The sequence below is a fragment of the Holdemania sp. 1001095H_141210_F2 genome (assembly GCF_015558105.1).
Classification (GTDB): Bacteria; Bacillota_I; Bacilli_A; order Erysipelotrichales; family Erysipelotrichaceae; genus Holdemania.
In genome coordinates this window covers 1-21001 of record NZ_JADNPO010000020.1, presented here as the reverse complement: position 1 = coordinate 21001, position 21001 = coordinate 1, and the positions used below count along the sequence as shown (strand labels likewise).

The window sequence follows — 21001 nt, the reverse complement described above, 5'->3', positions numbered from 1 at the left end:
TTTTCCTCCTTCCTTATTCAGCAGGCCAACCGGCAGCTTCGATTGCGGATGCCCCATTGTTGGCCGTCTGCACGCCCTGAGCTTTCACAATAACCTCAACGGTGCAGTTCTGATATTCATTGGTCATATTCGGACCGTCAAAAACGACTTCCGTAAAGAAGGCTTCCGTCGATTCGCCGGTCTTGACGGGGGCATTGTAATACCACCATTCACCGTCGCCGTCCTTGCGAAGCCAGTCCTCACCATTCATGGTCAGGGTAATAATGCTTGCCAGAGTTTCAGGGGACAGTTCCATTACTGTCTTATCAGCTCTGGTAATGACTACCTCAAACTTCGCACGGATATAGGCTTCCGCCTCCAAATTTTTAATGGTTGCAATTTTGCTTACGGTCACACCGGGCATAACGTCGATAGGGTCATCCGGGTAAGGATCTCCGATCTCGTCCTGCCATTCTTCGATCTCGATGTCCACAGCGTTGGTTGTGATCACGTTGTGAACCTGATCTTCGGATGTGAAGTAAGCGAGCGTTCCTGACGCAAGGATGGCCGCACATATTGCCACCGTTGCCAGGAGTAATAATTTCTTCTTCATATACCGTGCTCCTCTCGGTCTTATTGTTGCATCGTAAACGATGACTTTTTGTTGATTTTTATGGCTAAAGCACCATATGAGAATATCCGAAGCCGATTTTTCAACTTCGGGTACTCTCATATGGCCCCTCCCCGAAGGGAGGGAGCCAAGAAATTTAATTAAGGATTAACAGTTGCTTCGGTATCAACCCAGGTCTTACCAGAAACAGTCTTCCAATCGATCTTGCTGGTGTAAGCAGAATCAGTAGGATCACCGAATGCAGTGTTCAGAGCTTCATAAGCATTGTTGAAGCCTGCTGCCTGAGTACCTTCTGCTGCTACGTAGATATACCAGTTGTCGCCCAGAACGTTCTTAATACCTTCGATGTTTTCGTTGGTGGTCTTGGAATCCAGATAGACCTGATGGATAGCATTGGGAGTGGTCTCACCATTCTTCAGGATGGTCTCGTAAGTAGCAACATAGACGTTGTATTTGATATCATCGATGGTGATGGTGTAGAAGTTCCAGTCTTTTGCATCGTAGCCGGCAGCGTTTGCGGTGGCTGTCCAGTTCCAGGATTTGTTGCCATAGTTCTGGAAGTTCCAGTGCAGGGTGTTGGCAGCGGCGTTGAAGCTAGGATCGCCGTCATCCAAAATGGCGGGGACAGCGATGTGCACACGAACGTAAGCATCTTCGGTGCCAATGTTATCAACATAAACTTCCTTTTCGATGCCGTTCTTCAGAGTGCCTGCCTGGGCGGAGCCAGTAGCAGGGATCAGTTCTTCGATACCCTGAGCATCGTTATCACCGAAGTCTTCCCACAGGTCAATAGCTACCTTGCCGGTGGTGAAGGTATTCTTCTGTGCATCAGTATCGGAGAAATAAGCCAGAGTGCCGCCGATAACGGCAGTTGCTGCCAGGGCTACGACTAGGCAGAGGGAAAGAATTTTCTTCTTCATAGTTTTAAATTTCCTTTCTTAAATTGGATTTTTGCTTGTTATGTAAAAGGCTTTGCCTTTTGCATCAAAATGGGGTTAAGGAGTGGTGTTCATGTCAGCTGCTCTTGCCCATGCTTCGGCTGCGGTAAACTCATCAGCTGTTTTTGCCTTGTCGCCGTCGCTGTTAGTCTTAAAGAGCTGTACTGCATAAGCCTGGAAGCTCAGGGTAGGTTGTGTCTTGCCTGTACCGGTGATTGCTTCCATCATCTGTTCGGTAACAGAAGGCTTTACGCAAACCTGATTTTCACCCCAGGTGATTGTGAAGTCATCTTCATCGCCCATAGGGTCGGTATAAGAACCTGCACCGAGAATACTGAACTCTTTAATGGTGTCATCCTTGTAGACCTTTCGACCAATGACGATTTCATCAGCCAATGTACTGATAGTTGCAAGCGTACCGCTTGTATTAGTGGGTTCTACAATCTCCCAACCAGCAGCAATTGCATAGCTGATATAGGCATCCAGACCAGGCGTAGTGGACTCAGTGATTTTGACAAACAGCCAGCAATCCTCACTGCCATCCTCAACAGTCACTTTTGGGTCTTTCTCAATCGTCCAGCCGGGAACCATAGGCGCTGTCTTATCTACAGGCTTCGTCTCTTCCAATTTAATGTCGATGTCGGATTCCGTGAAGGTATTCGTCACAGAACCACCATCAGCAGTCAGCCAAGCCAGAGTACCGCCGATCACACCGCCAACCAGCAGGACGCAGGCCAGAACCAGAGCCAGAGACTTGCTGCCAAAAGTTCTGCGGCGACGACGACCCTTGTGTTCGTATCTGCCTTTGCTCATGTCGTGTTCCTCCTTTCTTCGATTTTTTACTTTGGGTTATTTCAACAGATGGAGGAACACGAGTTCACATCCGGTGAAAACAAAGAGTTAAGGGTTCTGTGTGCCGAAAGCAGTCCATGCGCCTGTTTCGTCATCTTCGAAGCCATCTGCCTGAATAGCATGAGCGTTCACAATGATCTTGACATCTTTCAGGTATGCAAGATGGGTGTTGTCGATCTCCCCAGGAACAGTAATGTGAGTGAACAGATCAGGCAGAACAGTATCGTTCTCAGACTTGGCTACGATTTCCTTATAGCGGAATTCATAAACGCCGTTCTTACCGTCAGTAGACTGTGTATATTCCTGCATCTTCCAGGTGTTTGCATCCCAAGTGCAGGTGCCGTTTTCATCTACACAGAGCATCTGGAGCAGGAAAGTGCCATCCGTACCGTAATACTGGGCAGTTGCACCATCGTTAGGCAGAGCCAGCTTCAACTGGTCGATGTTTTCGACAGTTACAATCATGCGGACATACGCAGCTTCACTGCCGGCATCCACAGTCACAGTAGGATCTTTGTAGTAGGTATGACCAGGGAGCAGGTGATACTCATTAGCCTGCACACGGGAATCGTGAGTGGTTTCATAGGAACCATCCGTTTTCACGTCAGCTTCATCCAAAGACAGACCCACGGAGCCGACTGTGAATGTATTCGTGACAGTATCTTTGTCGGTCAGGTAGGCAAGCGTGCCGAAGATGGATACGGCTACTAAAAGTACCGCACACATCGACAGGAGCAATGCCTTGTGTTTGCTTTTCATCTTGGTTTCCTCCTTATTAAAATGTATATAGGGAGCCTTTCGGCATTGCCCTCGTTAAGAGTTGCGGGGCTGTTCAAACTTGCCCTGCTTTTTCTTCCGCTTCGGGTTCTTTTCCTTGTCGTCTTCGCCGCCGAACAGATCAGGCAGGAACACCAGCAGAAGCAGAATTGCCCCGGCAGAAATTGCAATGTATGTGCCGGGCGGGTTCTGGATATAATTGGCTACATAGCCCAGCTGCGGAATGGTGAACACCGGAGAGCCAATTACATTTTTATAATGTACAAGGGAGCCATCTTCCGCTTCATTTGCATCGCCTTTGGTCTTAAAGCGTACAACGGTGGAGTCAGTCTCATCGGGAACAACCTCCACAATGCGGTGAGTGGCAACAGTATCTTCGTCCAGCATAAAGGTAATCACATCGCCGCTTTCCAGTTCGAAGGGGTCAACATTCTTTACATAGATCAGGGAGCCAACATGATAGGTAGGCTCCATGCTTCCCGAAAGGACGGTGAACACCTGCAAGCCGATCAGCCTTGCACCCACCAGAAGCAGCGCAAGAATCACAACGACTGCCACAAGGACAGTTGTGAACCAGTTCCATATTCTTTTTACAGTTTTACTCATGACTTCTATATATGACCTTCTTTCTTTTCTGAGAGAAGGGCTTCTCTCGTTGATCTTGAAAACAGGAAAAGCGACGATCTGCTGACCGCCGCCTAATTTTTCTATAAGCACGGCCACGATCATGACTTGCAGCGCTGGCTTGCCGCAGACCATCTGCTTTAGCTCTGCCGCACATAATTCATATTATGTCAGGGACCACAGTATCTGCAAACATAATTATCCAATTTTCAATCAACGCAAGTATAGCATACATAGCTTGAAAAATCAAGATAGAACATGGAAAAAGTACATTTCACTTTCAAACAAACTCAAAATAGTTTTCTGCCTTATCGACGGGCAACACAAAAACACCCTCATAGTCGATTTTTCAAAAAAACCGTTGGGAGGGTGTGCTTTTGTGCGCTCAAAAATAGGTAAAGCCATTTTTGACAACTGAATAACAGTCAATAAGCACGACATTATATGAATTTTGTCAGGGTTCATTAGTAGAAGGGCCTGACATTATATGAATTATGTTAGGGCTTTTTTATTCCCTATATGACCAGTCCAAGCCGCTCAATTTTTCTGCGGTGCTCGGTGCCAGTGGTCATAATATAAATGCGGGTCGTATCAATGCTGCTGTGACCTAAAATGTCAGCCAGCTTCGCAATGTCCTTTTCAATCCCATAAAAAGTGCGGGCAAAGAGCTTACGCAGATTGTGTGGAAATACCTTGCTGGGATTTACCCCTGCTTCCTCACACAACGCTTTCATCTGCGCCCAGATACAGCTTCGATTCAAAGGTTTTCCGTTTCGGGTGAGAAAGATCACGCCGGAACGGATTTTTTCTTTTTTAGCATAGTCCAGCAGCAGCTTTCTCAGCTTGCCGGGAATCAGAATCGTTCTGCTCTTGCCCTTGCAATTCACAATGACTTCGCCCCGTTTCACATCTTCAACCGTGAAGAACTTCAGCTCTGAAACACGAATACCGGTGCCGCAGATCGTCTGCATCACCAGTTGCAGTTGGGGCTTACTCTTCGCCGCTTCCAACAGGCGTAGGTACTCTGCCTTGGACAGTTCCTTTTCCTCGGTACAGTAGACCTGCTTCTGCTGCTTCATGGCTTTCACCTTGCAGTCAGACCAACCGAGAAAGTCCAGAAAACTATTCAGACTTGCCAACATGGAATTGATGGAACGTACCGCATATTCTTTGATCTGCAATTCCTTCTTGTAAGCCATCACCACCTCCTTGGTTACAATTCCACCACCAACATAAACGACAAAAGCACGCGCATCCCGGAGATACTTCTCCACGGTTGCCGTGCTTTTTTCTTCCCGGATCAAATATTGATGATAAGACTCCATTTGGGTATTTGTAATTTTTCTTTCTTTCATTTTGGTTTCCTCCTGAGATTTACAATCAAATTTGTTCTGCATCCATATTGTACCCAATCTTCAAACAAATTTGCCGCAAGACACAGCAGGAAAAGCACATTTCTAACGCATATCGCCTTTAATCCGATATACCTTTTTATTATAGCTGAACTGTTCCGTTATTGCAACGCAAATCACGGATTGATTCCAACAGAATTTCGTGCTTAATGGATACAATATAACAAAAAGGCGGTGATCCTATGTACGATTCTGATTTTCCTCTAAGACTGGCACAGCTTAGAGCTAAAAAGGGTGTGTCTGCCCGTGATATGAGCCTATCCCTTGGTCAAAATGCTGGTTACATCAATAATATAGAGAGCGGCAAAGCGCTCCCATCTATGGGAACCTTCTTTTATATATGTGAGTATCTGAACATTACACCAAGTGCCTTTTTTGATACAGACACCTCAAATCCTGAAAAGCTGGACAACCTGATACAAAAATTGAAAATGCTGAACGATGCCCAGCTCGACTCCATTTCTACACTGATTGATGGAATTGTCGGTAAAAAGTAATTTATAAAAGGAAAGTGGCCTGACACAGCTTTTTAGCTATGCCAAGCCACTTTTACATAGTATGTACTGCTGCCTTTAATCAGCATAGAAATTTTAATAAAAACCGTCCGTAGAATTTTCCCCACGGACGGTACGTTAATCAACTATTTAAAGGCTTATACTCAGTTACAGTTTTCAAATAATTTTCCGGATCGCCGTTCAAGATAAGGTCTGCATACCCAATCGGGTCATTATAGATCAGATAGTCCGGTTCTGACCGTTCATACATATTGTCTGCAACTTCGTTCTCAACGGTAATCGTGTCAATCGCAATCATACTTCCATCGCTGAATTTCAGTTCCACACAGCAGTTGTCCATATTGTAGGTGCAAGATAATAAGGTACTCGTGATATATCCTCCATAATTCGCATTATAAAATGAAACTCCCGTCTGACTCTTGTTAGAAATCAGACGGGATTTGTCCGTATGCACCCCGGAAACCGTCAGCCAACAGTTGATAAGTAAATTAGTTCCTTATCACTATTAAGCCTTCTTTTTCAAGGATTTTAAAAGACTCGGGTCGTCCTTCTCCAGAAAGTAATGAATCGTCCGATGACCGTTGGTGTGCGGATACCAGCCGGTATTAAAGCTGCAGCGGCTGGGAACGCAGATCGGCGACTGACAAAACGCATTTTCGAACAGAATCCCTTCCTTGGCCAGCGCGTCGTAATTCGGCGTCGTCAGCTCGGTATTGCCCAGACAGCTCAGACTGTCCGCCCGCAGCTGGTCCGCAATAAAAAACAAACAATTTTTTCTTTTTTCCATAGTGTCCTTTCCTGTACCGGGCTTGATTGAAGAATCAATCTAAATCTTCGCCCCGGGAAGCGAGCACTTTTTTCAGCCAGGTATAGGAATCCTTCGGAATCCGCCGGCCGCTTCCCTTTCCCTCGTCGTCGATATCCGTGTAAATAAAACCATACCGCTTACTCATCTCGCTGGACGAGCAGCTGACGATGTCCAGCGGAGCCCAGAAATAATACCCCCGCAGATCCACGCCGTCCGCCAGCGCTTCCTTCATCTGCCGGATGTGCTCACGGTAAAACGCAGGCCGATAGTCGTCATGAATATGGCCTTCCTCCGTTATTTGATCGAACAATCCAATCCCGTTTTCCGTGATATAAATCGGACATTGATAGCGGTCGTAAAACAAATTCAGAAACGTGCGCAGGCCCAGCGGATCCACTGACCAGCCCCATGGGTTAGCGGGAAGCTCCGGATTGCGGAACACTTCGTTGCCCTGTTCAAAATGGGCCTGATCGCACAACCGGGTGTAATAATAGGAAAAGCTGAAAAAGTCGCAGTGATGACGCAATTTCTCCTCTTCCGCTGGCGAGATACGAATCTTCCAGCCATTGTCTTTAAAATAGCGCAGCGCATAGCCGGGAATTTTTCCGCGCAGCAGTACGTCGCCGTAGAAGTATTCCATCTGGTTATGCCGCACCGTCGCCAGCACATCCTCTGGCCGGCACGTTGCCGGGTAGGCCGGACCACCGCACAACATCATCCCGATTTCGTTATCCGGATAATGCTTATGGGCATATTCGGTAATCCCCGCACAGGCGATCATCTCGTTGACGACGCCCTGCATTTTCGCTTCCGCCAGATTGTCCACCTGATCGCTGGCAATGCCGAGATGATTAAACGATTCGTGCGTAATCAGATTGATCTGATTCACCAGAATCCATTTTTTGACCTTATCATGATACCGGTCGAGCAGCACTTTCCCGTATTTCTCGAAAAAGCCGATCGTCTCTTTTGAATACCAGCCGCGGTAGTTCAGCGTCAGAGCCAGCGGCATCTCGTAATGCGACATCGTGATCATCGGCTCCATCCCATTCGCCAGAATTTCGTCAATCAGACGGTCGTAAAACTCCAGCCCTTTTTCATTCGGCTCCGCGTCATCGCCCTGCGGAAAAATCCGCGCCCAGTTGATCGACGTCCGAAACGACGTCAGTCCCAGTCCGTCCTTTCCCAGAAGTTTCAGGTCTTCTTTGTAAGTATGATAAAAGTCGATTCCGCGGCGTTTCGGGAAATTCCGTCCTTCCGCATGGACCGCGTTCTGAATGACTGCGGTCGTGATTTCAGCGTTGCTGCGTTTCTCCAATGGAATGTCTTTTTGATATTCGTTAATATCTGCGACGCACAGACCTTTTCCATCCTCAAACGCCGCCCCCTCCATCTGATTCGCCGCAAATCCGCCGCCCCACAGGAAATCCTTGCCGAATTGCATTTCACTCATCTTCGTTTTCTCCTTTCTCACTAAAGCAGCGAGATCAGTTCTTCACACAGCACATGAATCGTATCGGCGGACATCATGAGATCCTCGGCATGCGTTAAAATCATCTTGACCTGCACGGTTTCGCCTGCGGCTTCCTGCTGGATCAGCTGCATGTGGACTTTCTCTGCCTGAATCAGATGTCGATTGCCTTCCGCCAACAGCTCCCGCGCTTTCGACTTATCCGCGTCCTTCGCGTGCCTCAAGGCTTCGACAAAGGAAGAGCGGGCTTCCCCGGCAAACGTGATGATCTGAAAGCAGATTTCTTCAAATTGTTCCTGATTCATGCGACCCCCATCGCTTTCTTCGCGTCTTCCAGCACTTTCTTGCCGTCGATTTTGCCATAGGCAAGCATATCAATCAGCACGACCGGAATTTCCGGGAACTCTTTAACCAGGGCATCATAGCTGAATCGCAGCTGCGGTCCGACCATCAAGATATCAATACTGCCCCGTTTTTCCCGCACATAGGCGTTGCCGACCGCTTCGATCGTGCATTCAAAGCCTTGTTCCTGTGCGGCGGTTTTCATGCGTTTGACCATCAGACTTGTAGACATTCCGCTTGCGCAGACCAGCAAAATATGTTTCATCGTTTTCCTCCCATTTTCAGGCGTCCCTGCCAAACTGGAAAGGCGCTTTTATTCCGCGCCTTTTCCGCACTTTAATTTTTTGTTTCCAGTGTTCCCTGTTCCTTCAGCAGCTGCTTGTCGTACAGCTTAACAAACGGCAGATACAGAAGCACGTCGAGGACGATCAGTAAGATCCAGACGACCGCAGCTTTCCAGTCCAGCGTCGCCAATGCCAGCTGAATCGGAGACGGAAGAACCCACGGTACGTTGATGAACATCTTCCCGATGATATTCGTGCTCATTAAGAAATAGAAAATCGTCGTGTTGATCATCGGAACAAAGATAAACGGAATAAACAGATAGCTGTTCAGTACGATCGGATAGCCGTAAACGATCGGTTCGCTGATATTGAAAATCGTTCCTGCGCCGCCCAAGCGCGTAATCGCTTTTAAATGATCGGATTTGGCGACGATCAGCGCGGCGATCACCAGGGCCAGGGCAGCGCCGCTGCCGCCGGTGTTCATGATCGCGTTGTTCGGTGAATAACAGAAGATATGCGTCATCGACTGGCCGGCCGCATACGCCTCGGCATTCTCAGCCAGATTCATTAACAGCACGGAACTCATGACGGAATTGACGATATTGCCGCCGTTAACGCCGATGACCCACAGGGCATTAAGCAAAAAGACATAGATCAACATCGCCGGCAGCGTGTCGGAGGCGCTCAATAACGGCTTGAAGACGTTCAGGATGAAATCCGGAATGATCACGCCGGTCGCTTTCTGGCACAAAACGTTAAGCAAATAGAAGACGATGACGTTGATGACCAGCGGTATCAGCTGTTCAAACGGCGCCGAGACATTCGGAGGTACCGAATCCGGCAGCGTGATTTTGATATTTTTCTCAAACAGGACATGCGTGATAAAGACCGACAGGCAGAACACAAACATCGCGAAGAACAATCCCCGTCCGCCTAAGAAGCCCATTGAAATACCGCCGTCGAAGGTGCAGCCGATCATGAAGAACAAGACGGCCGACGTCATGCACGAAGTCATTTTATCCAGCTTGTAAGAATCGGCCAGATTGTAAGTGATCGCAAGCAGACAGTAGACGGAAAGCATATTCATTGTCACATTGTTGACCAGTGCCGCAAATGTTCCCAAACTTCCCTGCGCCAGACTTTGCCACAAAGCAAGCACGCCGTAGAAGAAATTCCCTTCCCCAAGAATTGCCGGATCCGGAGCTGCCGTAATTAAAGTCGCCAGTCCGCCGACAATCGTGACCGGAATGGAAATCGTAATGCCCCGGACAATCGCAGATGTAAAATTATTGTTTTGAATGAACGCAGAGAATTTACCCAGTGGCTTTTCCAAAATCCCCATTATTTTCTGCATAATACCATGTGTAGAGTAAATCTACATCCTCCTTTCATAACAGGAACCGAGCTCATGTGTCATCTATTTGCAAATATTTTCCACATCTTCATTCTTACATGATTTGAGAAATTTATCAATAATAAAATGAAAAATTTCTTAAAACTGTTTTTTTCCCAGTTTCTTCCTCATCCTTTATGCTATAATATGAAATATGAATATCATTGATCGCATTGAAGCGGCAAAGCCGAATTTCACTAAAAGTGATGAACTGATTTACAACTGTATCAAGGAAGACTACTGGATTATCATCCGCGAAGCTTCCACCATCGTCGATTTAGCGGAGAAATGTCATGTCTCCAAATCGGCCATTTTGCGTTTCGCCAAGAAATTAGGTTATTCCGGCTATTCTGAATTCAAATATGACTTTTCGCTCGTCGGTCACAGCAGCGTGCCTGAGGAAGTCCATGAAAGTAAATTTGATTACATCCTGGACTCCTATACGCTGGCGATTCAAAATATCCGCCAGTATCTGAAAGAAAAAGATTTTATCACCCTGGCAAAAAAAATACTCAGCGCCAGGAAAATCCGGCTGTGCGGCTATAACCGTTCCGGTTTTACGGCAATGCAGTTTAAATACCGGCTGATCAACATCGACATCGAATCCGAGGTCATCACCGATACGCTGATGCTCCACTCGCTGGCTTCCTCCTCCGCCGAGAATGAAATCTTCTTTTTCTTCACGGTCCGAGGCGTCAGCTCCACTCCGCTGAACACGTATATCCAGACCTGTCATGACACAAAGAAAACGGTCGTGGTGGTCACGATGAATCCCAACACGATCTATAAAAAATACGCGACCCATTTCATCCTGCTGCCCAACATCAAGGTCAAGGGTGTCTTTCTGGATGAACAGGCCATCTTTCATATCTTTATCGAGATCCTGGTTTCCTACATCAGCGAACGGCTTTTAATTGAAGAAAACAAAGATCCCGAACAGGTGAAATGACCACGCAGAAAAAAGCCAATTCGTTTGGCTTACGTTTAGCCAGCCGCTTGTGTTCGATCGTTAACGACAGTCCGTCCGCCTCGGTCGAGGTTGTGCTGGCCGAATATCTTTTAAAGCATTATAATACGCTGGGGACATTGAATATTTATCAGTTCGCTGAAGATTGCCATGTTCCCCGCAGCAGTATCCATCGTTTCTGCGGCAAGCTGGGTTACGCGAATTTCAGCGAACTCAAGCTTTCCTGCCGCCATGAACAAGATTCCTATCAGTATTTCACCGCCCTTTCTGAAAAAAGTGATTTCCGCGATCATCTGTGCGAAGAGATGATTCAGATGGTGCGCGATATGAAGGGCAGGATCAGCGAACCGTTGTTAAGCCGTCTGGCATCGCAGATTCACGACGCCCGCACCGTCTATCTTCTGGCTTCCTATTCTTCCATTTCCGCGCTGAAGGATTTTCAGCGTCCGATGATTCTATGCGGCAAGCTGGTCCGCGTCGTCGCTTCGCCGGACGATCATGACCGATTGAAAAAAGCCTCGGCTGATGATCTCATACTCGTCGTTTCCGCAATGGGAAAATTCGCTGAAGCTTATCATGATTTTATCCAGCCGCTGTCCAGCAAAAAAATTTTAATCACCGCCTCGCATCAGCCGGAAATCCAGACGCCTTATGATCAAGTCATCCTGATCAGCTCTATGGATTGCCATCACATCAAAACGGCGTATGCCAAGTATGGCGTCAGTTATTTCTTCGATAGTCTTTACAGCGTTTATTATCGTAACTATGGAATCGTTGCGGAATAAATTCGTCAAACAGCCGTCTGATCGCATGACGGCTGTTTGACGAATGGAAATTATAGCTTATGCTAAATCGCGGCCGTTGGTCGCGATTACCTTTTTATACCAGGCAAAGGAATCTTTCTTATAACGCTGATAAGTACCCTGACCAAAATCGTCCGCATCGACATAGATGAATCCATATCGCTTTGACATCTGAATGTCGCTCATGCTGACAAGGTCGATGCAGCCCCAGGTCGTATAGCCCATCAGCTCGACGCCATCGTCGATTGCCGCCTTCATCGCTTCGATATGTTCGCGCAGATAATTGATCCGGTAGTCGTCATGGACTGCGCCGTCCTCCTTCAGCTGATCAAACGCGCCCAGACCATTCTCCGTAACAAAGCATGGCAAATGATACCGGTCATACAATTCATTTAAAGCAATCCTCAGGCCCATCGGGTCGATTGTCCATCCCCAGTCCGATGCCTGCAAATATGGATTTTTCTGCTGCTTGACAAAATTCTCGAACGGTTCCGTCTTGCCCGGTTCACTGGTCACAACATTGGTGAAATAATAACTGAACGAGATGAAATCGACAGTGCCTTCTTTCAAGATGGCTTCATAATTATCGACAGGATCAATTTTAATATTTTGTTCTTCATAATATTTTTTTATGAAATACGGATACTCGCCAAAAACCATCACGTCGTTAAAAAACAGATTGAACTGGTCGCTTTTCTGAGTTAAGAATACGTCTTCCGGCTTGCAGGTCAGCGGATAGGTTTGCGAGCGCTGCGTCATGTTGCCGATCAAAATGCCCGGCGCTGTGTCATGCGCGTATTTCACGGTTAAAGCGCTGGCGATGAACTGATGATGCAGCGCCTGATGAATACAGGATAACCGATCCCGCTTACTTTTCTCAACAAACATGCCGCCGCCCAAATACGGACTCCAGCAGATCATATTGATCTCGTTGAACGTCAGCCAGTATTTGACTTCCTGCTTATATTCGTCAATCAAAAACTTTGTATAGGTTAAAAAATAGTCGATCACAACCGGATCTTCCCAGCCGTTGACCGTTTCAGTCAGCGTGGCTGGCATGTCGTAATGGATCATCGTGACCAGCGGTTCAATGTGATATTTATGGCATTCTCTGAAAACCTGATGGTAGAATTCAACGCCTTCCTTCAACGGTTCTTTTTCCGTTCCCGTTGGAAACAGGCGCGACCAGGCTATCGACATCCGGAATGTCTTAAACCCCATCTCACCGAACAAACGGATATCTTCCTTGAAATGATGATAAAAATCGTTGCCGCGGCGGAAGGCCAGATTCCTCTGGCAAGCCTGTGCTTTATTTTCCAGATATTCTTCTTCCGTGATTTGCATCAGACTGCGTCCGTTTCTTTCCGCTAATGGAATATGCTTGAGATAATCAAGATGGGACGGGCCTCTGCCGCCTTCGTCAAAACCGCCCTCCAGCTGGGCTGCGGACGTTGCGCCGCCCCATAAAAAACCGTTTGGAAATTCCTTTTTCATTCGCTGCTTGAGCCTCCTTTTGTTGGCTTTATCTTAGCATTCACAGCTTGAAAAATGGGTACCAAACGACGCTACCCATTTCAGGGCGGCAACGCTTCCCCGCGGCTTGGAATTACAAATTGGATTATTGAAAGATAAAAACGACGTTCCCGGGTGAGACCTCATGAAGAATTCCATTGGTGTCAAGACGATTGCCGTCGGTTTTTTTTGAGTTCTTTTTTGTTGTCTCTTCTGCGCCCCAGCGCTTTTCAGCTTCACCTGACGAGGGCTGTTTTCAATAAGCTTCAGGCAACTTTAGAATATATTGCATATAAAAAACCGGAAATCCTGACAAGACTTCCGGTCGTTCTTGATTGGTGTTCCCGAGGCGATTCGAACGCCCGACACCCGCCTTAGGAGGGCGGTGCTCTATCCAGCTGAGCTACGGAAACAGGACATGGCCTGCAACGTTAAACGACTTCAAATCGTTCACGTTAATGCATGTCTTATTATAGCGGAGTCCCTTTCGCTTTTCCAGTCCTATTTTAAACCTTCACTGCTTCCTGACCTAAAAATGAAGCAGAGTTTCCCCTGCTTCGCCTGTTCTTATTTTACAAACCTTTGACCTTTGCGGCAATCTCGCTGACACAATCCGACGTGAACGGATCCTTCAAGCCGCTGCTGGTCAGAGCATCGCGGTATTTGAAATTCGTCGTGAACTGGGTGATCTGGTTGTAGGTGGACAACGCCTGATTCCGATCATCCAGACTCTGCGCCCAGATTTCCAAGGCGGAAATCGCCGAGGTTGCATAGCTGATATAATAGAACGGTGTTTCAAAGTGGTGATGAATTTCAACCCATTCATAATACAGCTCGCTGCCGGTAAACTGATAGAAAATCTCAGAATGCAGCTCGTTGACTTCCTCCAGCGTCAGATCCGGATTGGCAAAAACCGCCTGCTGGAATTCATCTTCTGCGCATCCCTGCAGAATCGAGCTGATCATGTTGTAAATTGAAAAAACCTTCTGCCCTTCCGCCTGATCGGCGCCGAAGAACTGGTCATAATACGGCTGCATTAACAGCTCCAGCGCCTGCGAATGAATTTCCGCAGCATCCAGATTGTTGTTATCATTCCACTTCAATTCCGGCATCAGATAGAAGTTGTAGTAATGTCCAAATTCATGGATAACCGTGTCCGGCTGACGGTAGTCAGAAGAATTGATAAACATAAACGGCGCAGAATATTCGTTAAGAATCGTCGTATAGCCTGCGTGCATTTTATTCGGTTCCGCGCTGAAATCATACAATTTGTTATTCTGCATATAATCCAGAGCTTCGCTCATCTTGCCCGGGAATTCCTTCTGCAGCGCCGTTTTCAGGATCGGCAGCGCCGCTTCCAGATCGCCCTCGCCCGCCTGCATGCCCTCGATCGCATTGACCAGCTCGTCATAATGCTTGCTGATCATCTGACCGAATGCCGGCAGCATTTCCGTTCTGATTTTCTCACTGAAATTGTGCGCGTCTTCCGGTGTATAATCGCGGCCTAAGACATCGTAGGCATACTCCGTATAATTGTCGTAACCCAGCTTTTCAGCAATCTGAATACGCAGATCGCGCAGCTGCAGATAAATGCCGCCCAGCTCCGCATTCTTCTTTTCATAAATCTCATTGTACGCCTGAATTCCCTCGTCGGTGGTCAAATCCAGATCGTTCACTGTGACTGTCTGTCCGTTCAGTTCGGTCGTGTATTCGGAGGCCAGCAGCTTCGTGTACTGCGTAACCAGATCATTTTCCTGTTCGCTCAGTTCTTCAATTTCCGGCGAATTCAGCTTGGAATTGATCTCATATCGCTCGATAAATTCCTCGCCCCAGGCTGCTTTTGCGGCATCCTGATAGCTGGATTCCAGAATCGTGCCGGTCAGCTCGTTCATTTTGTTGTCTAAGCGCGTGTAATAGTTATCCAACGTCGTCATTTCTTCTTCATAGAAGGCATCGGTCGTATCAAGGTTGTAGTGAATCGTAGCCAGGGAATCCATCGTATCCAGATGCCGGATATCCTCCAGAATCTCATCATACAAGGCCAGCAGTTCACTTTCCTTGTCCGCTTCCGCCGCCATCGCCTGACAGTCGGCAATCTTCTGATCCAGACTGTCCAGATCCGGCCGGACATACTCCATGTCGCCAAACGGATGCGGCTGATGCTCGACGGATACCGCTTCGGCCAACGGTGTCGGTGACGCAGACGGCGCCGACGGTGCTCCGCAGCCGCTGAGCAATAAGCTGAAAACAGCCAGCAGCGCAAGCATCAGACGGCTTAGTGAAAATCTCTTATTTTTCATTTGTTTCCCTTTCTAACTTCCCGCCTTCAACGGCAGGGAACATCCATATTTTTATTATAATATGAAAAAGGGAATTCTGCACATGAATTCCCTTTTAGTTTGTTCGGTTTACTATGAAATTAAATGTGATACATCCGGTCGAAATACTGCGCCAGCAGCTTGTCGTTGTATTCCGCCCCGCCGTCGATATTCTGCGATTTGAAAACCGGCGGAACGATGCCTTCTTCCAAAAGCATCTGCGCCGTGCGGTAAACGCAGGCCTGCACAAGGATCGCCGTGGTGATCGCGGACATACCGCAGATCCGGGTATCCAGACCTTCGACGTCAATCGAAGCATCGCCATCCATGACGCAGTTGTCGATTACAACATCTGCCAGCTGCCACAGGTTCTTGCCGCAGGAATGCTTCGGCGTCAGATTTTTCGAGGCTTCCAGCGAAGTGATCGCAACGACCTTCGCGCCCTTTTCATGCGCGGCCAGCGCGATTTCCACCGGCAGCGGATTGCGGCCGGAGTTGGAGATCAGAACGACAACGTCATTCGGACGAACGTCCACCTTCTTCATAAAGGCCGTGCCGACACCTTCGATTCCTTCATATGCGCCGCTGGCTGGTTCTTTAATCTGCTTGGTCGGGATGAATCCGCCGGCGCGGAAGCACAGCTCGCTGGCCCCCGCTTGAGAATGTCCGGAACCGAATGCCTGCAGCATGCCGCCGTTTTTCAGCGCATCCGCAAACAGCCGGGCTGTTTTTTCCACATTTTCTTCCTGCGTGGCTTTCAGTTTCTGAATAAGACCCTCGACGACATCGTAAACCTTGTTCTCCATTTTTCTTCCTCCTTGGGTATTTTATCCAAACATTTCGCCTTTTAGTTTGGATTATTTACCCATAGATTACTGCATTCCGCGGAATCTGTCAAGCGTTCCCAGTTGTTTTTTGATTAACTTATTTGTAGTTATTGTTTTAATTCTGTATAATTAAGTCAATAAGACAAGAGGGGGAACCGCCCATGTTCAAAGCAAAATTAAAAGCTGTGTATCAGGATTTAACGCAATCCGAAAAACTCGTCGCCGATTACATTCTTGAACATATTGATGAAATCCGGACGATTACTTCACATCAGCTAGCCGTCAATACGCACATCGGTCAGTCCACGATCATCCGTTTCTCCCAGAAGCTTGGCTACAACAGCTTCCGGGAGCTTCTGGCAGATCTGTCAGCGATCCCGCGGCAGGATCTGGTCCGCGAGGAAATTCAGGTCAACGAATCAATGACCGATACCAACCGCAAAATTATCGCGCAGTATCACGATATCGTCGAAGTGACGTTTGAGAACAACAAAGAAGAAACGATCCAGCAAGCCTGCGAAATGCTGACGAGTGCGAAAAAAATTATTCTGTTCGGTATCGGCAGTTCCAATTTGTTCTGCGAATATCTCGCCAACCAGCTGGTCAAGATGGGATTGTTATGCGTGACAAGTCAGACGCCGCACACAATCTACTCACTGATTGATCAGTCGAAAAAGGATACCGTGCTGTTTCTGATCTCGGAATCCGGCGAAACGCGCGAGGTCATCAAGGCCGCTTCGATCGCCAAGGAACATGACATGCCGATCATCGCGATGACGCGGATGGCGAAGAATACGCTGCACAGCTACGCGGATCTGATCTTAAAGACGGTTTCTTTTGAAACGGAAACCCGGCTGAACGTCACGACGATGCGCTGTTCCCAGCTGTATCTGATCGACGCGCTGTATCTGAATATCATGAAGAGCAATTTTAATAAATTCAGCAAGATGATCGAGCGGGCCGAGCTGCTTTCCGACCGCAAACTTTGAATTGAGGCCGAAGTCAGACTTCGGCTTTTTTACTGCTCCGTCGCACCAGCTTGATTCCATTGCTTCGCAAATTTCACACCGCTGGTTATTGAATTTTGATCTTCTGAGAAAACCGGCAAATTCCCGCCGGAAGTGGGAGGAAATCTGTCTTTACCGGCTGTAAAACGCAGGCAAATCTCCCTCAGCCCTGCTCTCTTCGCTGCTGAAGCTTAAAAAAGCACAGGCGATTCACCCTGTGCTTTCAGATCTCTGTTTTCATTTTTTCCAATTCCCGATTTCTTTTCCATTCTTGAATTCACGGAATGACAGAAGCCGTTAAAAGCGCGTTTTGATCGACCAGTTATCCAGCTCCTCCAGCTGCACTGTCCCATTGCCCGCTTTCTTCCCGTTGATCCAACGGACCAGCAGTTCCGCCCGCTGTCCATCGCTGACGCGAATCAGAATCGCTCCCTGCTTTGTCGAAACACTTACGGTATGTATTCCTTTGTAGCCAGGCCGCGTCTTTTCCCATGGATTATCGTTGTGATAGGCTTGAAGCACCTCGTCATAGCGGCAATACGTCAGCTTGTCCAGACTGGCCGACAGAATTTCCTGTTCGCTGAAAAACGTCGTGTCGATGCAGCGATAGGGTTCATGAAGCGGATGGGCTCGCAGGAACTCCCGGATCTTACGGCGCTGCCCGGCCCAGAAAGCCATCGCGATCAGCCAGCCCAGAATTGAAATCCCCGCTAAAATCAACCAATCATTATTTTGTGAAACCAGCGTGACTACAAAGAAGAAAAAGATCAGAAATGCTGACATGCCGATATAAAAGCGGCAGCGGTCAAGATTTGCGGAATCAAATACCTGAAAGACGTTCATACTTATCCGCCTCCTTCCTGATCTTATTGTACTTCTTTTTCTTATTTAAAGAAAGGAAATTCTACTTTGCTTCGTCAGTTTTGCATTCTTTCGCCGTTTTATCCTCCCGGAAGCCTTTCAGCACCGGCTGGCGCAGCGAGCCGGCCGACGTTTTATCCATATATTTGACGGTACAGACCAGCTTCGGTTTCAGCCAGACGGCGTGTTCATGATTTTTCGGCGTTTCCGGAAACGGACAGTCCGGCGTTACCGGCAGTTTCTTTTCCAGCAGGGCTTCACTTACCCCCAGCGTGACATGCCCTTTATATACGAGCGTTTTTCCCTGATATTGCCCCAGCACCAGACTCAGCACATTGCGCTCTTTTCGGATGTAGCCGCAGACTGCGAAATCCTCATCCTTCAGATTTTTAATCTTGATCCAGGAGCTTGTCCGCTTGCCGCATTGATACAAACTGGTTTTTTCTTTGGCGACGATCCCTTCCAGATTCTGCCGCTGCGTCCAGGCGTACAGCTTTTCCCCTTCATACAGATAGACCCGCGAACAAACGGCTGTTTCACTTTCCTTAAAACTTTTCAGTTTCTCCCTGCGTTTGACTAACGGCAGTCCGGTCAGGTCTTTTCCGTTATATTCGAGAATATCAAACACGATAAACGTCGCCAGATCGCTTTCCTGCGCCAATCGAATGCGGAAGGCGCTGCGCAGCATTTCCCTGCGCTGCAGCGCGTAGAAGTCCGGCTTGCCGTCATGGAAGACGACGATCTCCCCATCCAGGACCGCAGTTTTTGGCAGACAGCGATGCAGATTCAGCAGTTCGGGGAATTGATCGTTGAGCAGTTTATCGCGCTTGTTGATCAATTCCGTATGATCCGAGCAATACGCCAGACAGCGGGTGCCGTCCCACTTGATTTCGTAGAGATAGTCCTCGCTGTCAAACGCTTCCTCGCTGCGGCCGATCAACATCGGAGCATAGCCATGCTGATCAAACAGATCGCTCATGATAAGCTTTTCCCGGTCCGTTTCCGCGCCGTCCTGGCCTTGGTGGTCTGCTTCAGGCTCTGGCTCAGAGCTTCCATCAGATCCACAGCCTGAACACTCTGTTTTTCCTTCACCTTCACAATTTCCTGACCATGGATTTTCCGTTCGATCAAATTGCGCAGTCGTTCCTGATACTCGTCGTGATAATCCCCAATGTCAAACGGGCCGCTGAGCTGATCGATCAGCTGCTTCGCCATCGTGACCTCAGCCTTGGTCAGCTTGCTTGCGGTTTTGGCCGGGGCCGTGACGATTTCATCCTCAAAATACAGCGAGGTCACCCGCATCCCATCCTCGACCGCCCGGATCAGCAGCAGCGCTTCCTTGGTTCCCAATACCGTGCGGGCCACCGCCGCTTTTTTACTTGCCAGCATCGCTTCCCGCAACAGATCAAACGCCTTCTGCCCTTGCTTATCCGGCTGGGCATAATAGTTTTTCTCAAAGTAAATCGGATCCACTTCCGCCTCTTTGACAAATTTTAAAATCTGGATCGTCTTATCCTTCTCTGTCTGGATTTTTTCCAAATCCTCGCCGCTGATGATGACATATTTATCTTTTTCATATTCATAGCCTTTGACAATTTCATCCTGTTTGATTTCCTTATTGCAGGAGGGACAAAACTTTTTATAGCGAATTCGTTCGCCGGTTTTCTTACACAGCTGATTAAAGCTCAGATCATGCTCCCGCACCGCTACCTGCAGCTGGATCGGAATATGCACCAGACCAAACGATATCGCTCCCTTATGCGCGCTCGGCATCGCGATCACCCCATTTCAGGGTTAGTATGGATGGTTTGCGGTTCAATCATTACACGGATCGTCGACAGATTTTCCGGGTTCTGATCATTGCCACTGATGACCGGCAGTCTGACTATCGGTTCAGCGTTTTCATTCTTTCCCCCGCTAATTCCGGTCTATATCAAAACGGCGGTCCAATGCTTCATGACCGCCGCTTCTCTGTTTATTCCTCATTTTAAAATCAATGATACTCATTTATCCTTCATTTTGTCATTATGCTTATGCAGAAGCTTTGTCGGAATGTCGTTAACGCATGTTCCTAGTCTTCCATAATCCGATAGAAACCTTCGATTGCAACAGAGCTGCCCGTTTTCTCCATCACCAGACAATAACGATGTTTCCCGGCAGCGAACCTCCGCCGCATAAAGGCAGGCCAGCTTTTTATGATAAGCCGATGCCTTATAACTGAACGCGCCGCCGTGGATCATCAACAGACATGGGAGCTGCTCTGTCGCCGCAGCCGGCTCATAAATATCCACCGGTAAATTCCGACCGTTTTCCTTCAGCGAAATCCGGCGGCAAGCAACGCCTTCCAAAAGCTTCGTGCCTTTCAGCGCGAGCGTTTGATATGGCTTCGCCAGCTTGATCATAAGCCGGTTATACGGAATCTTCTTCGCGATGCTTTTCAGCTGGGGATCGATCCCACCGATATCCTTCATTCACAATTCTCCTCAATTCATTCGTCGATTCCGCTTTCCGGAAGGAAATGAATTTTCTATTCTCAGTATATCCTATCCGCCTTGCGTACAGCCTTCCTTCTTTCTCCGATGTCCGACAGTTTGGCAAAGCGGATTTTAGCAGCGGTGTTTCTCCATCAAAACCACCCGTAAAACGGGTGGTATCCTCTGGCCCTATAAGGGCCTTTTGT

At 48.0% G+C, this 21001-nt stretch carries 23 protein-coding genes and 1 tRNA gene; 4 read left to right on the top strand and 20 right to left on the bottom strand.

The genetic code is table 11. The features are described from left to right. Window positions 1-13: 13 nt before the first annotated feature. The 6 genes from I2G61_RS11600 to I2G61_RS11575 form a co-directional block, all read right to left on the bottom strand. Window positions 14-592, bottom strand: coding sequence for a SipW-dependent-type signal peptide-containing protein (locus I2G61_RS11600; RefSeq protein WP_159432755.1), 579 nt, complete (start codon window positions 590-592; stop codon window positions 14-16). A gap of 158 nt (window positions 593-750) precedes the next feature. Then, entirely contained in the window at window positions 751-1530 is a 780-nt protein-coding gene (locus I2G61_RS11595; RefSeq protein ID WP_072683737.1) for a TasA family protein, read from the bottom strand. Window positions 1531-1605: 75 nt separating this feature from the next. Next, complete coding sequence (locus I2G61_RS11590) at window positions 1606-2361, bottom strand: hypothetical protein (RefSeq protein ID WP_072683738.1); 756 nt, start codon at window positions 2359-2361, stop codon at window positions 1606-1608. 87 nt (window positions 2362-2448) lie between these two features. Next, on the bottom strand, window positions 2449-3159 hold the full coding sequence (locus I2G61_RS11585; RefSeq protein WP_072683739.1) for a SipW-dependent-type signal peptide-containing protein: 711 nt from the start codon (window positions 3157-3159) through the stop codon (window positions 2449-2451). Window positions 3160-3213: 54 nt separating this feature from the next. Next, on the bottom strand, window positions 3214-3936 hold the full coding sequence (locus tag I2G61_RS11580; RefSeq protein ID WP_083538444.1) for a signal peptidase I: 723 nt from the start codon (window positions 3934-3936) through the stop codon (window positions 3214-3216). A 380-nt stretch (window positions 3937-4316) separates the two neighbouring features. After that, window positions 4317-5156: a tyrosine-type recombinase/integrase gene (locus tag I2G61_RS11575; protein ID WP_072683740.1), complete on the bottom strand. Its 840-nt coding sequence runs from the start codon at window positions 5154-5156 to the stop codon at window positions 4317-4319. 239 nt (window positions 5157-5395) lie between these two features. Between I2G61_RS11575 and I2G61_RS11570 the strand changes: the two genes are divergently transcribed. Continuing rightward, the gene (locus tag I2G61_RS11570) at window positions 5396-5710 is read left to right on the top strand and encodes a helix-turn-helix domain-containing protein (RefSeq protein WP_072683741.1); all 315 of its coding nucleotides are present in this window, start codon (window positions 5396-5398) and stop codon (window positions 5708-5710) included. A gap of 139 nt (window positions 5711-5849) precedes the next feature. On the opposite strand, the gene I2G61_RS16510 is transcribed toward I2G61_RS11570, so the two are convergent. The 6 genes from I2G61_RS16510 to I2G61_RS11545 all read right to left on the bottom strand — a co-directional run bounded on the left by I2G61_RS16510 (window position 5850) and on the right by I2G61_RS11545 (window position 9975). After that, the gene (locus I2G61_RS16510; RefSeq protein ID WP_369802546.1) at window positions 5850-6101 is read right to left on the bottom strand and encodes a DUF6061 family protein; all 252 of its coding nucleotides are present in this window, start codon (window positions 6099-6101) and stop codon (window positions 5850-5852) included. 132 nt (window positions 6102-6233) lie between these two features. Beyond that, entirely contained in the window at window positions 6234-6515 is a 282-nt protein-coding gene (locus I2G61_RS11565) for a sulfatase-like hydrolase/transferase (protein ID WP_072683743.1), read from the bottom strand. 34 nt (window positions 6516-6549) lie between these two features. Continuing rightward, window positions 6550-7989 carry a glycoside hydrolase family 1 protein gene (locus tag I2G61_RS11560; protein ID WP_072683744.1) on the bottom strand — a complete coding sequence of 480 codons (1440 nt, stop codon included), beginning with the start codon at window positions 7987-7989 and terminating at the stop codon, window positions 6550-6552. Between the two features lie 20 nt (window positions 7990-8009). Then, window positions 8010-8312 (bottom strand): PTS lactose/cellobiose transporter subunit IIA, encoded by a 303-nt coding sequence (locus I2G61_RS11555; protein ID WP_072683745.1) that lies wholly within the window; start codon window positions 8310-8312, stop codon window positions 8010-8012. Next, window positions 8309-8614, bottom strand: a complete 306-nt coding sequence (locus tag I2G61_RS11550; protein ID WP_072683746.1) for a PTS sugar transporter subunit IIB — start codon at window positions 8612-8614, stop codon at window positions 8309-8311. Before I2G61_RS11550 ends, I2G61_RS11555 begins: the two co-directional genes overlap by 4 nt. Before the next feature lie 71 nt (window positions 8615-8685). Continuing rightward, window positions 8686-9975 carry a PTS sugar transporter subunit IIC gene (locus I2G61_RS11545; RefSeq protein WP_195548302.1) on the bottom strand — a complete coding sequence of 430 codons (1290 nt, stop codon included), beginning with the start codon at window positions 9973-9975 and terminating at the stop codon, window positions 8686-8688. Between the two features lie 205 nt (window positions 9976-10180). Here I2G61_RS11545 and I2G61_RS11540 point away from each other — a divergent pair, with 205 nt between their 5' ends. After that, window positions 10181-10975 carry a MurR/RpiR family transcriptional regulator gene (locus I2G61_RS11540; RefSeq protein WP_072683748.1) on the top strand — a complete coding sequence of 265 codons (795 nt, stop codon included), beginning with the start codon at window positions 10181-10183 and terminating at the stop codon, window positions 10973-10975. Next, the gene (locus I2G61_RS11535) at window positions 10972-11778 is read left to right on the top strand and encodes a MurR/RpiR family transcriptional regulator (protein ID WP_072683749.1); all 807 of its coding nucleotides are present in this window, start codon (window positions 10972-10974) and stop codon (window positions 11776-11778) included. The genes I2G61_RS11540 and I2G61_RS11535 overlap by 4 nt, the downstream gene beginning before the upstream one ends. Before the next feature lie 57 nt (window positions 11779-11835). On the opposite strand, the gene I2G61_RS11530 is transcribed toward I2G61_RS11535, so the two are convergent. The 4 genes from I2G61_RS11530 to I2G61_RS11515 form a co-directional block, all read right to left on the bottom strand. Further along, window positions 11836-13290: a glycoside hydrolase family 1 protein gene (locus I2G61_RS11530; protein ID WP_072683750.1), complete on the bottom strand. Its 1455-nt coding sequence runs from the start codon at window positions 13288-13290 to the stop codon at window positions 11836-11838. Between the two features lie 354 nt (window positions 13291-13644). Next, a tRNA-Arg gene (locus tag I2G61_RS11525) sits at window positions 13645-13721 on the bottom strand. Window positions 13722-13880: 159 nt separating this feature from the next. Next, entirely contained in the window at window positions 13881-15608 is a 1728-nt protein-coding gene (locus I2G61_RS11520) for a peptidase M3 (RefSeq protein ID WP_072683751.1), read from the bottom strand. 119 nt (window positions 15609-15727) lie between these two features. Then, window positions 15728-16432, bottom strand: coding sequence for a sugar isomerase domain-containing protein (locus tag I2G61_RS11515; protein WP_072683752.1), 705 nt, complete (start codon window positions 16430-16432; stop codon window positions 15728-15730). Window positions 16433-16614: 182 nt separating this feature from the next. Between I2G61_RS11515 and I2G61_RS11510 the strand changes: the two genes are divergently transcribed. Then, window positions 16615-17442: a MurR/RpiR family transcriptional regulator gene (locus I2G61_RS11510; RefSeq protein WP_072683753.1), complete on the top strand. Its 828-nt coding sequence runs from the start codon at window positions 16615-16617 to the stop codon at window positions 17440-17442. A gap of 315 nt (window positions 17443-17757) precedes the next feature. Here I2G61_RS11510 and I2G61_RS11505 read toward each other — a convergent pair whose 3' ends face one another. The 4 genes from I2G61_RS11505 to I2G61_RS11490 all read right to left on the bottom strand — a co-directional run bounded on the left by I2G61_RS11505 (window position 17758) and on the right by I2G61_RS11490 (window position 20792). Continuing rightward, complete coding sequence (locus I2G61_RS11505) at window positions 17758-18303, bottom strand: hypothetical protein (RefSeq protein WP_072683754.1); 546 nt, start codon at window positions 18301-18303, stop codon at window positions 17758-17760. 61 nt (window positions 18304-18364) lie between these two features. Further along, entirely contained in the window at window positions 18365-19300 is a 936-nt protein-coding gene (gene ligD, locus I2G61_RS11500) for a non-homologous end-joining DNA ligase (RefSeq protein ID WP_072683755.1), read from the bottom strand. Beyond that, window positions 19297-20094, bottom strand: a complete 798-nt coding sequence (locus tag I2G61_RS11495) for a Ku protein (protein ID WP_072683756.1) — start codon at window positions 20092-20094, stop codon at window positions 19297-19299. Before I2G61_RS11495 ends, ligD begins: the two co-directional genes overlap by 4 nt. A gap of 230 nt (window positions 20095-20324) precedes the next feature. Beyond that, window positions 20325-20792 (bottom strand): hypothetical protein, encoded by a 468-nt coding sequence (locus I2G61_RS11490; RefSeq protein WP_195548301.1) that lies wholly within the window; start codon window positions 20790-20792, stop codon window positions 20325-20327. Window positions 20793-21001 lie beyond the last annotated feature (209 nt).

Excerpts from the sequence above, each read along its gene's own strand:
- I2G61_RS11590 (WP_072683738.1), bottom strand. The coding sequence starts at position 2,361 with ATGAGCAAAGGCAGATACGAACACAAGGGTCGTCGTCGCCGCAGAACT.
- I2G61_RS11570 (WP_072683741.1), top strand. The coding sequence starts at position 5,396 with ATGTACGATTCTGATTTTCCTCTAAGACTGGCACAGCTTAGAGCTAAA.
- I2G61_RS11490 (WP_195548301.1), bottom strand. The coding sequence starts at position 20,792 with ATGAAGGATATCGGTGGGATCGATCCCCAGCTGAAAAGCATCGCGAAG.
- I2G61_RS11545 (WP_195548302.1), bottom strand. The coding sequence starts at position 9,975 with ATGGGGATTTTGGAAAAGCCACTGGGTAAATTCTCTGCGTTCATTCAA.
- I2G61_RS11505 (WP_072683754.1), bottom strand. The coding sequence starts at position 18,303 with ATGAACGTCTTTCAGGTATTTGATTCCGCAAATCTTGACCGCTGCCGC.
- I2G61_RS11530 (WP_072683750.1), bottom strand. The coding sequence starts at position 13,290 with ATGAAAAAGGAATTTCCAAACGGTTTTTTATGGGGCGGCGCAACGTCC.
- I2G61_RS11555 (WP_072683745.1), bottom strand. The coding sequence starts at position 8,312 with ATGAATCAGGAACAATTTGAAGAAATCTGCTTTCAGATCATCACGTTT.
- I2G61_RS11595 (WP_072683737.1), bottom strand. The coding sequence starts at position 1,530 with ATGAAGAAGAAAATTCTTTCCCTCTGCCTAGTCGTAGCCCTGGCAGCA.
- ligD (WP_072683755.1), bottom strand. The coding sequence starts at position 19,300 with ATGAGCGATCTGTTTGATCAGCATGGCTATGCTCCGATGTTGATCGGC.
- I2G61_RS11580 (WP_083538444.1), bottom strand. The coding sequence starts at position 3,936 with ATGGTCTGCGGCAAGCCAGCGCTGCAAGTCATGATCGTGGCCGTGCTT.
- I2G61_RS11510 (WP_072683753.1), top strand. The coding sequence starts at position 16,615 with ATGTTCAAAGCAAAATTAAAAGCTGTGTATCAGGATTTAACGCAATCC.
- I2G61_RS11495 (WP_072683756.1), bottom strand. The coding sequence starts at position 20,094 with ATGCCGAGCGCGCATAAGGGAGCGATATCGTTTGGTCTGGTGCATATT.
- I2G61_RS11585 (WP_072683739.1), bottom strand. The coding sequence starts at position 3,159 with ATGAAAAGCAAACACAAGGCATTGCTCCTGTCGATGTGTGCGGTACTT.
- I2G61_RS11600 (WP_159432755.1), bottom strand. The coding sequence starts at position 592 with ATGAAGAAGAAATTATTACTCCTGGCAACGGTGGCAATATGTGCGGCC.
- I2G61_RS11565 (WP_072683743.1), bottom strand. The coding sequence starts at position 6,515 with ATGGAAAAAAGAAAAAATTGTTTGTTTTTTATTGCGGACCAGCTGCGG.
- I2G61_RS11535 (WP_072683749.1), top strand. The coding sequence starts at position 10,972 with ATGACCACGCAGAAAAAAGCCAATTCGTTTGGCTTACGTTTAGCCAGC.
- I2G61_RS11575 (WP_072683740.1), bottom strand. The coding sequence starts at position 5,156 with ATGAAAGAAAGAAAAATTACAAATACCCAAATGGAGTCTTATCATCAA.
- I2G61_RS11515 (WP_072683752.1), bottom strand. The coding sequence starts at position 16,432 with ATGGAGAACAAGGTTTACGATGTCGTCGAGGGTCTTATTCAGAAACTG.
- I2G61_RS11540 (WP_072683748.1), top strand. The coding sequence starts at position 10,181 with ATGAATATCATTGATCGCATTGAAGCGGCAAAGCCGAATTTCACTAAA.
- I2G61_RS11560 (WP_072683744.1), bottom strand. The coding sequence starts at position 7,989 with ATGAGTGAAATGCAATTCGGCAAGGATTTCCTGTGGGGCGGCGGATTT.
- I2G61_RS11520 (WP_072683751.1), bottom strand. The coding sequence starts at position 15,608 with ATGAAAAATAAGAGATTTTCACTAAGCCGTCTGATGCTTGCGCTGCTG.
- I2G61_RS11550 (WP_072683746.1), bottom strand. The coding sequence starts at position 8,614 with ATGAAACATATTTTGCTGGTCTGCGCAAGCGGAATGTCTACAAGTCTG.